Consider the following 14684-nt stretch of genomic DNA (forward strand, 5'->3'; position numbering starts at 1 on the left):
GGCTTACATGCGCTCCGGCGCGGAAACGCCGACCAGCTTCAGCACGTTCGCGATGGCGACGCGCGTTGCGCCGAGCAGCGCGAAGCGCGCTTGCGTCTGCGCAGCGTCTTCGGTGATGACACGGTCCGCGCGGTAGTAGCTGTGGAACTGCGACGCGAGCTCGTATACATAGCGGATCAGGCGGTGCGGCGCGTATTGCGCTGCCGCTTCCGCGATTTCAAGCGGCAGCTCGCCGATTTTGCGAAGCAGGTCGAATTCATGCTCCGTCGTCAATTGGCTCAAGTCCACCTGGTCAAGCGGCAGCACGGCAATGCCCTGCTCCTCGGCCTGGCGGAAAATGCTGCAGATCCGCGCATGGGCGTACTGAACGTAGAACACCGGGTTCTCGTTCGAAGTCGAAATAGCCAGATCCATGTCGAAGTCGAGATGGGAGTCCATGCTGCGCATCGTGAAGAAGTAACGGATCGCATCCGTGCCGACTTCTTCCGTAAGGTCTTCCATCGTAACCGCTTTGCCGGTACGTTTGGACATCTTGACCTTCTCGCCGTTCTGGAACAGGCTGACCATCTGGGCGATCAATACGACCAGCTTCTGCGGATCGTTGCCGAGCGCTTCCATGGCCGCTTTCACGCGCGGGATGTAGCCGTGGTGGTCAGCGCCCCAGATATTGATCATTTTGTCGAAGCCGCGGCCGTATTTGTCGCGGTGGTACGCGATGTCCGGCGTCAAATACGTGTACGAACCGTCATTTTTCACGAGCACGCGGTTCTTGTCGTCGCCGTAAGCCATCGTGTTCAGCCACGTTGCGCCTTCTTCTTCGTAGACTTGACCGCGTTCGCGAAGCGCCTCAAGCGCCTGCACGACTTGGCCTGTCTGATAAAGCGAGGTCTCGCTGTACCACACATCGAAGTTTACGCGGAATTCGCCCAGGTCGCGCTTGATCTTCGCAAGCTCGCGCTCCAAACCGTAATCGCGGAAGAAGGTGAAACGCTCTTCATCGGACAGCGACAGCAGGCGGTCGCCTTCCGTTGCCGCCAGCTCCTTCGCGAAGCCGACGATATCCTCGCCGTGGTAACCGTCTTCCGGCATCTCGGCGTCTTGGCCGAGCGCCTGCTTGTAGCGCGCTTCGATCGAAAGCGCCAAATTCGCCACCTGCTTGCCGGCGTCGTTGATGTAATACTCGCGCGTGACGTCATAGCCCGCATAATCGAGCAGATTGCAGAGCGCATCCCCTACGGCCGCGCCGCGGGCATGGCCCAAGTGCAGGCTGCCGGTCGGATTGGCGCTGACGAACTCGACTTGCACGCGCTGTCCGCCGCCGATGCCGATGCGGCCGTAGTCGGCGCCCTGCGCCATCGTTTCGGCGACGACCGGATACAGGTAGCTGCGGTCCATGCGGAAGTTAATGAAACCGGGGCCGGCGATCTCCGCGCTTTGGATGGACGCCTTGGCCGTATCCAAATGCGCAATGATCGCTTCCGCGATCTGACGCGGGTTCTTCTTCGCCAGCTTCGTCAGCTGCATGGCGGCGTTCGTGGCGAGATCGCCGTGCGTCTTCTCCTTCGGTACTTCGAGCACGAAAACCGGAAGCTCCTCCCGTGCCGCCAGGCCGGCGGCTACGACCGCGTCGGCGATGGCGTCCTTTACTTGCTGGTGCAGCTGTTCAATAACATTGAGTTTCATAACGAATCATGTCCTCCTATTAATGGTAAGTCTTAAATCTATCGTCGGCACGCTGCCTTACGCTTCTTCCGCACGAAGGCGAATCTTGAAGCTTCCGATCTGTTCGCCGCCAACGAGCAGGTTGTAATGCCATTCCAGCAGCAGCGGCAAGTTCGGCCGCAGCACTTCCTCGCTCGGTCCCGCTTTCGACAAGTCGCCGAACTGAACCCACAGCAGGCTCGTTTCCGTCTCCAACGGGAATGACGCATGACGCGATTCATACTGTCCGTTATAGCGGACGCCGGCTGCGAACGTCTGCTGCGACTCCACGGCACCGCGCCGGGTTACGCTGAGCTCGCCTTCGCGCCAGCGGACGATGGTCCGCACCTCGCTGCCGTCCTCGGACTCCGCATACCGCAGGAAGAACGTACTGCCCTTGCGGTACCACTCGCCGTCGATGAGATTGTGCTGCTCTTCGCCGTCGATATCGCTTTCCAGCGTGATTCTCACGTTGGCCTTATCGTTCATCGCTGTCGCCCCCCGTCCTCTTCATACTCCCACTATAGCAGGCGGATTCTGATTTTCAAATGGGGCCCTGCGCGCGGATACGGACCCCTTGCCGCGTAATCTCCGAAGCCTAATGCGAATTGCTTCGGAGAACAAGAAAACCCCCGTCTCAATAAAGAGACGGAGGTTGATTTCCGCGGTACCACTCTTCTGGCTGCACTCCCCGCCGAACGACGGATACGAGCGCGTGCCTCTCGAACACGATAACGGGGTGACCGGATCGACCTAGCAAGGCGAATGCCGCATTCTCCGTCTCCGACAGCGAACCAGCGCCTTTATTCAGTAAATCAACTCCCGGGTGCGATTCCCTTGCCCCGCTGCGCCGGCTTCCACCATCCCGGCTCGCTGCTGTCAGCGCCTTGCAAGCTACTATCCCGTTCATCGTATGTGGCTGTTATTTGTCCTATTATATGCGACCTCGCCAAAAATGCAAGCGGCAATTGTCATCTCAAGTACGGAAGCAGCACGCGCCACGCTTCGATCCGGTCGGCGGTCGTGCGCATCGTTTTCGTCGGGATCGGGCTCGTCGACGGCAGCTTTATCTTCGTCAGACCCGCCATGACGGGATGATCCTTGAAATACTTCATGAAGGTATCATGCGATTTCGCGCCGTTGAAAATCAAACCTCTTACGCTCGGATAGTCCGCGAGCAAGCCCGGCAGGTCGTTCGGAACTTCAGCCCGGATATTGGCATCCAGACTGCCCTCCCGCTCGCAGGACGCGATAACGTCCCACATGGCGATCCCGTGCGAGGCCGCAAACGCCAGCCGATCCTCGTAGGTCTCGTCCGGTTCCCGGCCGAACAGCCCGTAAAGCACCCGCCACATATGGTTTCGCGGATTGCCGTAATATTGGTTCACGGCAATCGATGCCTGGCCCGGCATGCTGCCAAGCACGAGAAGCACCGCCCCTTCGTGGATCATCGGCGGGAATGAATGTACGCGCATCGGTAGATCGCCTCCTCTACCTCCGAGCTTAACCGGAGTAGACGTCCCTTGGCAACCGATCGGGTATGTCGTCACCACCGTGGCGCATGGCACAGGCCCTGCTCACGCTTGGCTTGTCCCCCCGCAAAGCAGCGGATGATCCTCGTCTGCGCTGCGCCTACAATTGTGGCGAGCCCGGCGGAAGTCCGCTCAACTTCTCCAGCCTCAGGCAGATTTCATGCTGCCAATCGACGTCCCCGATCATCGATGCGGCCAGGGACAAGTTGTGCAAATTGGCGATTTGTCTGACATGCATGGCATTGACGGCGAGGCAGTGTTCGAAATCGGCCTGCTCTTCCCCTGTCAGATGCCGGGCTCCGCGAATCGTCCACAGTTCCGCAAGCCGTTCATGAATCGGCAAAATGGTCATGCTCTCGCGCCTCCCTCTATCGTCTCACACTAGTATCCAGTATGACCAAAAAAGAAAGCTTCCAAGCGCCGATCGGCCCGCTTTATGGACAATCGCAGCTGAAAACGAACTAAAAATAGCGCTTTGTTATTTTATGACGAGAGCATGGCTCCGGTACGCCGGCCAGCATAAAAAAACCGCCCGAAGGCGGTATCCATCCCTGCATGCAGTCTGCGCGCATTAAGCCGGCCCGACGCAGGCACGCGCGCGATCCTGCGCCTTGGCCGAACCGCGACGCCGCACAGGGAATGCCTAAACGCCCGGTTCCTCGGCGCGGCCGATATAGATCGGGTTCGTCATGCAAGTCATGACGGACACGTTCAATCCGTCCGCATGGCGGCGCGCCTCCAGCCGGTAAAACAACCGGTTCGCCGCGCCTTGGAACGAAATGCGGGCGCGCCCGTTAGACGCGTCCGCCGTTTGCGGCGCCGGAGCCGCTGCCGCTGCCGCCGCAGACGTTCCGTCCGCGCGACCTTGCCCGCCGCAGGCATCGGCGGCATCGGCCTCCGCTTCGATGGCGAGGATCGCGGCTATCTCCCGCTGAACGGCCCACTCGCCGTCTTCCGCCGCGAAGCGCTCCCATTCCCGCCGTTCGCCGGAATCCGCGCCGCCAATGTCCCAGACCGCTTCGATGCCGCGGTCCGACCAGAGCGAAATCCGATCGCCCTTCGCGCCGCAAACGTCTATCTTCAACGGCACGCCGGATACCGCTTCTTCGGCCGGAATTATATCGCCGACGCCGTACTCCCCCGACACGAGGTTCATGCACGTCTCGTCGGGATCGAACGACAGCACGACGCGGCCGCGCCGGATGCCGTCCAGCAAGCCCGCCACCGTGTCGGACTCCGTCCAAACGGAGGCAGTCGGCCGGCCGTGCTTGACGAACCGGTCGACGCGGTGCGTGTCGCTGCCGCCGAGCGCGACGAGCCGCCGGCCTTGCGCCAGCTGCCCGTGCCACCAGGCAACGGCGCGTTCGTTCAGCGCGCGCCACGGGCCGTTCCATACTTCGACCGCGTCATACGGCGCATCGAAGCCAAGCTCCCACGGACAAGCCGGGCAGAACGGATGGTTCAGCGAGACGAACGCGCCGCGTGCCTGCGCTTCGATCAGCACGCCGTCCGCCTGCTCGGCCGTCACGACACGGAAATCCCGCAGCGCGTCCGGCGCGCCGAAGGCGTTGGCATGGCCGAAGTAGCTCGTCAGTTCCACGCCCGGAACGAGCAGCAGCTGCTCGTCGGGAGCGAGCGCCGCTAGATTTTGCGAGGATGTATTGTGGTCGGTGAGCGCCATGAATTCGAGCCCCCGTTCCCGGCAGGATTCCTTGGCCTGCTCCACCGTGTACCGTCCGTCGCTGTGCACGCTGTGCATATGAAGGTCGCCCTTCATCCAGCGCCCTCTCCGCAAGGACAGCTCCACTTCGACGACGACCTCCGCCCCGCCGGCGGGGATTTTGTACGCCCCGAGCAGCACGGCCCATTCGCCCTGCGCAATCGGTCCGCAGCGGTAGCCGGGGGTCGCCTTCTCCAGCCCGACGAAGAACGCTTCGCGGTCGCCGCCGCTCCAGCCGACGATGCGCTCCGGCGCGCGCAGGCCGATATCGACAACCGTCTCTTCGACTCCGCCGCGTTCGTACCGGTATGCGACATCGATACGCTCGACCTCGCCTTCGAGCTGGAAGGGCACCTCCAAATACGTGCGCTCCTCGTCCTTCCCGATCCATCGCCGCAGCACGAGCCTGCGTTTGCCGCATGTTTTGCCCGAAGCCGTTCTTCCCTCGGCGACGCCATCGGCTGCCGAACCGACGGCCGCCTCCTTGCCGTGCATGCCCGCTTCCATCGTTCTCGTCCTCCTATTCCTTGCTTGCGCCAAGCAGGATGCCTTTCATGAAGTATTTCTGCACGAACGGATAGACGGCCAGAAGGGGAATAATGCTGATAATAATACCCGCCATTCGCACGTTCGTCGTCACCATATACGTGCCCGAGTTGCTGTTCGTATCGATAATCATCGCCTTGAGCGCGACCTGCAGCGTATATTTCATCGAGTCGTTAATGAACATGACCGGCGCCGTGAACATATTCCACCGTCCGACGAATTCGAACAGGACGACCGTCGCCAACCCGGCAGCCGCAAGCCGCATATACATCGTCAGGAAAATCCGGAATTCCCCCGCGCCGTCGATCTTCGCCGATTCCGCCATTTCGTAGGGCACGTTCAAGAAGAAGCTGCGCATGAGCAAAATCGAAAAGCCCGAGACCAGCCCGGACAAGACGAGCGCGCTGAGCGTATTGATCAGATGCAAATCCTTGTTCACCACGTACAACGGAATCATGATCGCTTCCTGCGGCACCATCATCGTAATGAGCACGAAGGTCAGCATGATTCTCCGGCCTGGCAGACGAGGGTAGATGAACACGTACCCGGCAAGGCTGGACAGCAGGACGTGAAGCGCGGTGCCGATCACGGTCACGATAGCACTGTTCATGAACGGCCGCCAAATGTCGAGACTCTTCCATACGATGGCGTACCCTTCGGCGCTGAACGCTTTCGGCCACAGGATGATTTCGGGCTGCATGGAGGCGACGCCGGAAGAGAAGGACAAGGCCACCACGTTGATAAACGGGATGATCATGGTCAGCATGAGCGCAAACAGGAACAGGGCGTTCAGCGTATCGAAAGCTTTACTTTTCCATCCCAGCCGTTCGAATCGATCGGACATTTCATTACACCTCATCAAATCGCGTTACTCGCCGTACGACGAGCGTCAACGCAAGCGTTAGTAGTAGGACGAAGAAGCTGGCCGCCGAGGCGGGTCCGAGCTTGATGTCGAGAATGCCTTTCTGGAACGTGTACATCATCAGCACGTCGACTTTCGTAGCGATCGTCGGGTTGCGCAGGACGAACACCTCATCGAAAATCCGCAAAATCCCGAGCGTATTGAGCAGGAAGACGACCTTCATCGTATTGCCGAGCTGCGGTAGCGTGACGCGGATAAGCTGCTGCCAGCGCGTCGCCCCGTCGATGCGCGCCGCTTCGTACAGCGACGGATTGATCGACACGATGCCCGCCAGGAACAAAATGCACGTGTACCCCATCTCCTTCCACGTCGCGAGCCAAATCATGATCCAGCGCGCCCACGTGGAATCGGCCAGGAAATTGAACGGCGCCCGATGGAAGACATGGACGAGAATCATATTGACAAGCCCGCTGTCCGGCGACAGCATGAAAATCCAAATCCCGCCGACGACCACCCAAGAGAGCAGATGAGGCACGTACAGCACCATCTGCGCCAGCTTCTTGTACCAGGTTCGCAGCACTTCGTTCAGCGAGAGCGCGATAATAAGAGGCGCTGCAAAGGTGAACAGCAGAATGCCGCCGCCGATGACGAGCGTGTTGACCATCGCATCCCAGAACATCGAGTCGTGCATGACGGCGCTATAGTTCGCGAACCCGACATACGGCCGATCGCCCATCAGCCTGTAGTCCTGAAAGCTGGTTTGCAGCCCCTTCACGAGCGGATAGTAGGCAAATACGAGAAAATACGCTATGACCGGCACCATCATGACATAGAGCGCGCCGTATCGCTTCAACACCTTCATGACTTTTTTCCACGTCCTTCTATGGTAAAGATCGCTAATAAGCAGTTAAAAAGAGGACAAGCAGGGGATTGGACTCCCCCTGCTCGCGGTTTCCGTGCATGGCCCGCTTTCGCGCCGCTTCCATGCAGGGAGCGGCGGTCGGCGGCGCGTGACTTGCCTTACTCGTCGATCAGCTTCTTGCCGAGCAGCTCGTCGTGCATCTTCTTAACGGCTTCGGCCGCGTCCATTTGGCCGGACATCGCTTTGAGCGCGTAGTTCTTGACGATCTTCTCCGCGTCGTCCCAGCCCGGCAGCGACAGCTCGAGCGTCGCATGCTGCTTGACGATATCCTGCGCGGCTTGTACGCCAGGCAGTTTGCCGAACGGCGGCTTCACGTTCTCGTTGTACCAGAACGGCACGCCGTGGTCGCTGCTATGATCTTTGCCGGTATCCGTCAGCGTGTACGCGTCGCCGGATTTGGTGTAATCCTCGCCCTCGATGCCCAGGCTGCCCAGCGTAATGCCCGGCTCCGTATGCCAGAACTCCAGGAACTTCTTCGCGGCGTCCGGATGCTCGGCATTGACCGGAACGATCCAGAAGTCAGGGTCGCCGCGGCGAAGCATAACCGTGCCGTCCGCGCCCGGGATGCCGTCAAGCGCCTCTGCCTGGAACTTCGTGCTCGGATCTTCCTGCTGCTTCATGTTGTTGAACATGCCGACCCACGCATCCCAGTACGTGACCATGCCGACGCGATCGGTAAGGAACAGATTGCGCATTTTGCCGGTGTCGTTCGTGACGAAGTTCGGATCCATGATGCCTTCCTTCACCAGCTTCGCGAACCATTGATACATCGGGATAGCAGCTTCGCTGGCATACGGAATGGTACGTTTGCCGTCCTTCATGACATAGCGGTATTTCAACCCTGCCGCGCTCATGAACCCTTGGATATCATAGAGGTCGGACGTGCTGAGACCGTACGTGTCGTTCTTGCCGTCGCCGTCCGGGTCCTTCTCCTTGAACGCTTTGAGCACGTTGTAGTAGTCGTCCAGCGTCTTCGGTTCTTGGAGACCCAGCTTGTCGAGCCAGTCCTTGCGCACGATCGGCATCGTGCCGCCTTGGAACTTGCTGAATACGGCGACGATTTTGCCGTCCTTGTCCTTCAATTGATCCCATTCGCTCGTCGGCACGACGGTCGGATCGGACAGCACCTTCGATTTCGTGACGAAATCGGTCAGATCCGTCACGACGCCTTGGTCGACGAAAGTCGCCAGCTGGCCGAGATCGCTGAGCTCGATCAGGTCGTATTTCTCGCCGGAGCCGAGCGCCGTCAGCACCTTCTGGTCGTAATCGCTCGCGGGCTTCTCCATCTTGGCGTCGATCCCGGTCAAACGTTTGATTTCGGCTTCGAACTTCGTATTCTCTTCCGGCGTCTTGCCGCCGACGTTGGCATCGAGGATGCGCAGCTTCATCTCCGCTGCCGGCGCATTGGTTGGCGCGTTCGCCGCGTCAGCCGCATTGCCGCCTCCGGCATTGGCCGGCGCATTATCCGTCTGCGAATTGGCTGGCGCATTCGCCGCATCGTTCCCGTTGGACTCCGAACCGCAGCCCGTCAAAATCATCGTTCCCGCGACGGCAACCGTCGACATCGTCAAAAGCAGCTTTTTCATGAATAGATACCCTCCTGATATGAACTTGCGTTAGCGTTTGATCGGCGTATACCCGGCGTGCGTGCCGCGCTAGGCGGCAATGGCTTAGGGACAGGACCTCAGTTCCCATGCACGAACGAATGGACGCGCAGGAACTTGCATTATTTATGCGTAAACATCGGCGACGCGCAGGAACCTCGAACGACGAGCTCCGCGGGCACGAGCACCCGCTTGGCGCTCTTGCCTTCGGCTTGCATCTGCTCCAGCAGCAGCTGCAGCGCCTCCGTCCCGAGGCGGTCGGCGTACAGCCGAACGCCGGTGAGCGGCGGATGGAACTCCGCCGATAGGACGGAGTTGTCGCTGAACGCGATGACCGACAGCTGCTCCGGAATGCGCAGGCCCAGCTGCTCCGCCGCCTTGTAGACGCCGAGCGCCATCATGTCGGTGTCTACGATGATCGCCGTAATGGCCGGCAAGGCCGTCAGCTTCGCGAGCGCGGCATGGTAGCCGAAGCCGTGCGACGGCGTGTCTTCCGGCGGCTTATTCAGCATCAGCTCCGGCTTCGACACGCGGCCGGCTCGCTTGAACGCGGCCAGGTAGCCGTTCCCCCGGTCATCCGATACGGTCGTTCCGGCCATGGCGTTCAGGAACAAAATCTCCGTATGTCCGAGCTCCAGCAGATAGCGGGTCACTCGGGCAGCCATGCCGACATTGTCGTTGTCGACGTAGCTTACCTGCGCTTCGTACTTCGCCGGCGGGCGGCCGATGACCACGATGGGCAGTCCGCTGCGAAGCCGGTCCGCGATTCGGGCGTCGTCCTCCACGGGATCGAGCAGGATTTCCCCGTCCACGGGATCCGATGCGATATTTTCGACTTGATTCAGATAGGCGGGCGACAGCGTGTTAACGAGCAGACGATAGCCATGCTCGTAGCAGACGCGCAGCACGCCGTTGAGCAGCGAGAGATGAAACTGGCCGAATTTAAAAGATTCGCCCCGAATGTTCAAACCGATAATGTGCGTGGATCGGTTGGCCAGGCTTCGCGCCCAATAATTCGGCTTGTAATTCAACGCTTCGGCCGCGGCGAGCACGCGCTCGCTAACTTCCTTGCTGATGGGCCGCTTCTTGCTGAACACGCTCGATACCGTGCCCTTGGATACGCCGGATGCTTTCGCGACGTCGTCGATGGTAGCCAAGACATCCTAGCCTCTCTTTCCTATGCGAGTTGGAATAACGGATGAGCGCTGCATGAACGATCGGCTTGTCCGACCCAAGAACAACATTAAACCGGTTTTGTAAAATACGTTTAAAACCGTTGCAGAGATATTGTAAACCCGGGAAAATTGCACGAATTTCCGCAGATTTTGGATGGAAAACGGTAATATTGTCCCGTTTTGCGGGAGAATGGACCCATTAAACCGTTTTAATAATGGAGCGGCATCCGGCGATCCGGCATTGATCAGGGCACCGTAAGCCCGCCGCAAGAGCAGAGGAAGCTGCGGCATTCGCCGTGGCAGCCGCAAAAAGGCGCAAAAAAAAGCTCCCGCGAGAGCTGTCGGCGACAGCTTCTCTTGGGAGATCTTGGTTATGTTACCATATGCGGTTGGCGCAGCGTTACTTAATGAATCCAAGCAGCATCTCGCGGATGACTTTCGCCGCGACGATCTGCGTTTGTTCGGTCGGGTCGTACGCCGGCGCAACCTCCACGAGGTCGCAGCCGATCACATTCACGCCGGAGCGCGCGATCGCGTGAACCGCGTCGATCAATTCCTTCGACGTGATGCCGCCGGCTTCCGCCGTACCCGTGCCCGGTGCAGCGGACGGATCCAGCACGTCGATGTCGATCGTCAGATAGACAGGACGGCCAGCCAGTTCAGGCAGCACTTTTTTCAAAGGCTCCAGCACCTCGAACGGGAAGAAATTGATGTTCTCGCGGGCAAACTGCCACTCTTCGCGCGAGCCGGAACGGATGCCGAATTGGTACACGTTCTTGCCGCCGATCAGGTTAGCCGCTTTGCGAAGCGGCGTGGAGTGCGAAAGCGGTTCGCCTTCGTACGACTCGCGCAGGTCGGCATGGGCGTCGAAGTGGATGATCGCCATATCCGGGTACTTCTTGTACACTTCTTGGAAAATCGGCCAGGAGCACAGATGCTCGCCGCCGAGACCGACCGGCATTTTGCCGTCTTCCAGCACGCCGGCTACGAATTCACCGATAATATCGAGCGAGCGCGCCGCGTTGCCGAACGGCAGCAGCAGGTCGCCGGCGTCGAAGTATTCGATGTCTTCCAGGCTGCGGTCCAGGTACGGGCTGTATTCTTCCAGGCCGATGGACACCTCGCGGATACGCGGCGGGCCGAAGCGCGAGCCCGGGCGGAACGATACGGTAAAGTCCATCGGCATGCCGTAGATGACCGCTTTGGACGTTTGATAGTTTTCGGAGCTTAGAATAAACACGTTGCCGGAATATTTTTGATCGAGTTTCATGGTCGGCTGGTTCCTCTCTTGCGCTTACTTCACGAGGTCTTCCACAAATTTCGGCAAAACAAATGCCGCTTTGTGCAGACGCGGAGAGTAGTATTTGGTGTCGATTTCAGGAATGCTGGACTCGTCGACTTCAAGCGGATCGTACTTCTTGCTGCCCATCGTGAACGTCCACAGGCCGCTCGGATACGTCGGTACGTTCGCCCAGAACACGCGCACGATCGGGAATACTTCTTTCACGTCGCGGTTAACGCTCGAGATCAGGTCGGGCGTGAACCAAGGGTTATCCGTTTGAGCGACGAAGATGCCGTCTTCTTTCAGGGAGTCGTAGATGCCTTGGTAGAAGCCGCGCGTGAACAGGTTGACCGCAGGGCCGACCGGTTCCGTGGAATCGACCATCACGACGTCGTATTCGTTCTTGTGGTCATGAATGTGCATGAAGCCGTCGTTCACGATGACTTCGACGCGCGGATCGTCCAGACCGCAAGCGATGTTCGGCAAATATTTCTTGGAATATTCGATAACCTTGCCGTCGATGTCGACAAGAACCGCTTTCTCCACGCTTGGGTGTTTCAGGATTTCACGGATAACGCCGCCGTCGCCGCCGCCCACGACGAGCACTTTCTTCGGGTTCGGATGCGTGTAGAGCACAGGGTGCGCCACCATTTCATGATAAACGAATTCGTCCTTGTCGGTCGTCATAACCATGCCGTCCAATACGAGCATCGTGCCGAATTCTTCGGTTTCGATCATATCGAGCTTTTGGAAATCCGTTTGCTCGCTTACGTACGTTTCTTTGATTTTAGCCGTGATGCCGTAACTTGGGGTTTGCTTCTCCGTGTACCACAATTCCATCGGTTAATCCCTGCTTTCTTGTATGTATGGCTTTCATTGATTCATAAGGTCAAATGTTTCAATCTGTATTATAAGTTAACGAGGGGAAAAAGCAACCTTCTGCCCATGCTACACAAAAATTTCATACCCTGTAACGCCTTGCCTGAATAGCATGCCCCAATGTTTTCCATACTAATTGGATAGCTGTGGCAAACCACAAGGAGGCATCAGGTATGAGCTGGTATCGTTTCAGGCAGGGCGGCGGCGGAAAGCGCCGGCTGCCTCTCGCCATTCGGGCCGAGCGGTGGATGCCGCTGCTTCGCAGGCTGCGCAAAGGGCTGATCTACATGGCCGGCATGCTGCTCGTTCTGTTCATGGCGGCGTTCGGCTTCTTATATTATTTGCGGGTGCAGGCGCTGCCTGCTTCCTCCATCAGTCAAACGTCGCAAATGCTCGATGCGCAAGGCCATGTCATGGATACGTTTCACGCCGGGGAGAACCGGCAGTCCGTGCCGTTGAAGGAGATATCGCCCTATCTCGTCGAGGCGACGCTCGCGATCGAGGATCAGCGCTTCTTTAGCCACCTCGGCTTCGATATGAAAGGGATGGCCCGCGCTGCGCTCGTCAACCTGGAGCATTTCTCGCGGCAGCAAGGGGCCAGCACGTTAACCCAGCAGCTTGCGCGAAACCTGTATCTCACGCACGAGCGGACATGGTCGCGGAAACTGAAAGAGGCCATGTACACGATCCAGCTGGAGATGCACTATTCCAAGGACGAGATTCTGGACATGTATTTGAATCAAATCTATTACGGCCACGGCGCGTACGGGGCGGAAGCGGCATCCGAGCTCTATTACGGCAAGCACGCTTCCGAGCTGACGCTTGCGGAGAGCGCCATGCTGGCAGGCATACCGAAAGGGCCCAAATACTACTCGCCCTATATGGATATGAAAAACGCCAAAGACCGGCAGCGCACGATTCTGCAAACGATGGCCGACCAAGGCATCATCCAGCTGTCCGACGCGAAGGCGGCCGGCGCGGAGATGTTGAATTTCGTTCCGCTCGGCACGAGCAAGCAGACGGGCCTCGCGCCGTACTTCCGCGATTACGTCCGCTATCTCGCGGTCGATAAGCTCGGCATCGACGAACGGCTGCTGAGCGAAGGCGGCATCCGCATCTATACGACGCTGGATCCCGAAGCGCAGCGCGCGGCCGAAGAAGCCGTCGCCGCCGGCATCCCGGAAGATTCCGAGCAGCAGGCCGCGCTCATCTCCATCGATCCGCGCACCGGCTACATCAAGGCCATGGTCGGCGGCCGCGATTACAAAAAGAACCAATATAACCGCGTATTCGCGACGACGCGGCAGCCGGGATCATCGTTCAAGCCGATTCTGTATTTGACGGCGCTGCAGCAAGGGTCGCTGTCGCCGGTTTCCCAGTTCAAGAGCGCGCCGACCGTCTTCACCTACGACGACGGCCGCCAAACGTACGCGCCGAGCAATTACAACAACAACTACGTGAACGGCCTCATCGACATGCGGCAGGCGATCGCTTCTTCCGACAATATCTATGCGGTCAATTCCATTATGAAGGTCGGACCCGAGAACGTCATCGACATGGCGCGGAAGCTCGGCATCGACAGTCCGATGCAGCCGGTGCCGTCGCTCGCGCTCGGCACCTTCCCCGTCAGCCCGTTCGAGATGGCATCCGCCTTCGGCACGTTCGCGAACGCCGGGGTTCGGATCGAGCCGACGGCGATTCTGCGCATCGAAGACAGCAAAGGCGAAGTTCTCTACGAGGCCAAGCAGGCACAGACTACGGTCGTCGACGCCGCTCATGCCTATGTACTGACAAGCTTAATGGAGAGCGTATTCGAAACAGGCGGCACCGGCAACCGCGTATCGGCGACGATCAAACGGCCTGTAGCCGGCAAGACCGGCACGACGGCGACCGATGCCTGGCTCGTGGGCTACACGCCCGAGCTGGCGACGGCGGTCTGGGTCGGCTACGACAAGGGACGCAAGCTGACGCCCGTCGAAGCGCATCGCGCAGCGCCGATCTTCGCTTCCTATACGGAGAAGGCGCTGTCTGCGGTGCCGCCGAAAATCTTCCCGCTGCCGGACGGCGTCGTCTCCGTCTACGTCGATCCCGAGAGCGGCAAGCTGGCCGGCAAATCCTGCCCGAACCGGCGGCTGGAATCGTTCGTCAGCGGCACGCAGCCGGTAGAAGTGTGCGGCGCGCATGGCGACACGGCCGCATCCGCTAACGGCGACAGCGACGCGCAAGCCGCGCAGTCGAAGACCTGGTGGAAGCAGTTGAAGCGCTGGTGGTCGAACTAAGCTTGGAATCGCGAGGAGAAGGCTGCAAGCGGATTGTCGGCTTGCAGCCTTTTGCATATGCAAGGGCTTCGTCATGGTTGCGATGCCTATCAATGAAGAAAGGCCTGAAGGATGAGCTTTAATGAAGGCCGATTAAATGGCTATAAAAATATATAGAAATGACATGCGGGCACGGTCGACAA

At 59.2% G+C, this 14684-nt stretch carries 12 protein-coding genes; 1 reads left to right on the forward strand and 11 read right to left on the reverse strand.

Translation table 11 applies throughout. From position 1 onward, the window contains the following. Positions 1-3: 3 nt before the first annotated feature. From argS to speE, 11 genes are all read right to left on the reverse strand, one after another. Positions 4-1683, reverse strand: a complete 1680-nt coding sequence (gene argS / locus GZH47_RS14980; protein ID WP_162640789.1) for an arginine--tRNA ligase — start codon at positions 1681-1683, stop codon at positions 4-6. Positions 1684-1740: 57 nt separating this feature from the next. Beyond that, positions 1741-2190: a YwiB family protein gene (locus tag GZH47_RS14985; RefSeq protein ID WP_162640790.1), complete on the reverse strand. Its 450-nt coding sequence runs from the start codon at positions 2188-2190 to the stop codon at positions 1741-1743. 482 nt (positions 2191-2672) lie between these two features. Further along, positions 2673-3176 (reverse strand): DNA-deoxyinosine glycosylase, encoded by a 504-nt coding sequence (locus GZH47_RS14990; RefSeq protein ID WP_162640791.1) that lies wholly within the window; start codon positions 3174-3176, stop codon positions 2673-2675. Between the two features lie 157 nt (positions 3177-3333). Beyond that, entirely contained in the window at positions 3334-3585 is a 252-nt protein-coding gene (locus GZH47_RS14995; RefSeq protein WP_192043610.1) for a DUF7667 family protein, read from the reverse strand. Positions 3586-3876: 291 nt separating this feature from the next. Further along, the gene (locus GZH47_RS15000) at positions 3877-5460 is read right to left on the reverse strand and encodes a CehA/McbA family metallohydrolase (protein ID WP_162640792.1); all 1584 of its coding nucleotides are present in this window, start codon (positions 5458-5460) and stop codon (positions 3877-3879) included. A 13-nt stretch (positions 5461-5473) separates the two neighbouring features. Further along, entirely contained in the window at positions 5474-6343 is an 870-nt protein-coding gene (locus GZH47_RS15005; protein ID WP_162640793.1) for a carbohydrate ABC transporter permease, read from the reverse strand. Between the two features lie 4 nt (positions 6344-6347). Continuing rightward, positions 6348-7223 (reverse strand): ABC transporter permease subunit, encoded by an 876-nt coding sequence (locus GZH47_RS15010; protein ID WP_162640794.1) that lies wholly within the window; start codon positions 7221-7223, stop codon positions 6348-6350. A 158-nt stretch (positions 7224-7381) separates the two neighbouring features. Further along, the gene (locus tag GZH47_RS15015; RefSeq protein WP_162640795.1) at positions 7382-8869 is read right to left on the reverse strand and encodes an extracellular solute-binding protein; all 1488 of its coding nucleotides are present in this window, start codon (positions 8867-8869) and stop codon (positions 7382-7384) included. 140 nt (positions 8870-9009) lie between these two features. Next, a complete protein-coding gene (locus tag GZH47_RS15020) occupies positions 9010-10044 on the reverse strand; it encodes a LacI family DNA-binding transcriptional regulator (protein ID WP_162640796.1) in 1035 nt (344 codons plus the stop codon). A gap of 418 nt (positions 10045-10462) precedes the next feature. Then, positions 10463-11332: an agmatinase gene (speB, locus tag GZH47_RS15025; protein ID WP_162640797.1), complete on the reverse strand. Its 870-nt coding sequence runs from the start codon at positions 11330-11332 to the stop codon at positions 10463-10465. 24 nt (positions 11333-11356) lie between these two features. After that, positions 11357-12184 (reverse strand): polyamine aminopropyltransferase, encoded by an 828-nt coding sequence (gene speE / locus GZH47_RS15030; protein WP_162640798.1) that lies wholly within the window; start codon positions 12182-12184, stop codon positions 11357-11359. A gap of 212 nt (positions 12185-12396) precedes the next feature. Here speE and GZH47_RS15035 point away from each other — a divergent pair, with 212 nt between their 5' ends. Then, complete coding sequence (locus GZH47_RS15035) at positions 12397-14502, forward strand: transglycosylase domain-containing protein (RefSeq protein WP_192043611.1); 2106 nt, start codon at positions 12397-12399, stop codon at positions 14500-14502. Positions 14503-14684: the final 182 nt, after the last annotated feature.

The organism is Paenibacillus rhizovicinus, from assembly GCF_010365285.1.
Taxonomy (GTDB): Bacteria; Bacillota; Bacilli; order Paenibacillales; family Paenibacillaceae; genus Paenibacillus_Z; species Paenibacillus_Z rhizovicinus.

Bases quoted from the DNA above. Each gene is read 5' to 3' on its own strand.
- argS (WP_162640789.1), bottom strand. From the start codon at position 1,683: ATGAAACTCAATGTTATTGAACAGCTGCACCAGCAAGTAAAGGACGCC.
- GZH47_RS14985 (WP_162640790.1), bottom strand. From the start codon at position 2,190: ATGAACGATAAGGCCAACGTGAGAATCACGCTGGAAAGCGATATCGAC.
- GZH47_RS14990 (WP_162640791.1), bottom strand. From the start codon at position 3,176: ATGCGCGTACATTCATTCCCGCCGATGATCCACGAAGGGGCGGTGCTT.
- GZH47_RS14995 (WP_192043610.1), bottom strand. From the start codon at position 3,585: ATGACCATTTTGCCGATTCATGAACGGCTTGCGGAACTGTGGACGATT.
- GZH47_RS15000 (WP_162640792.1), bottom strand. From the start codon at position 5,460: ATGGAAGCGGGCATGCACGGCAAGGAGGCGGCCGTCGGTTCGGCAGCC.
- GZH47_RS15005 (WP_162640793.1), bottom strand. From the start codon at position 6,343: ATGTCCGATCGATTCGAACGGCTGGGATGGAAAAGTAAAGCTTTCGAT.
- GZH47_RS15010 (WP_162640794.1), bottom strand. From the start codon at position 7,223: ATGAAGGTGTTGAAGCGATACGGCGCGCTCTATGTCATGATGGTGCCG.
- GZH47_RS15015 (WP_162640795.1), bottom strand. From the start codon at position 8,869: ATGAAAAAGCTGCTTTTGACGATGTCGACGGTTGCCGTCGCGGGAACG.
- speB (WP_162640797.1), bottom strand. From the start codon at position 11,332: ATGAAACTCGATCAAAAATATTCCGGCAACGTGTTTATTCTAAGCTCC.
- speE (WP_162640798.1), bottom strand. From the start codon at position 12,184: ATGGAATTGTGGTACACGGAGAAGCAAACCCCAAGTTACGGCATCACG.
- GZH47_RS15035 (WP_192043611.1), top strand. From the start codon at position 12,397: ATGAGCTGGTATCGTTTCAGGCAGGGCGGCGGCGGAAAGCGCCGGCTG.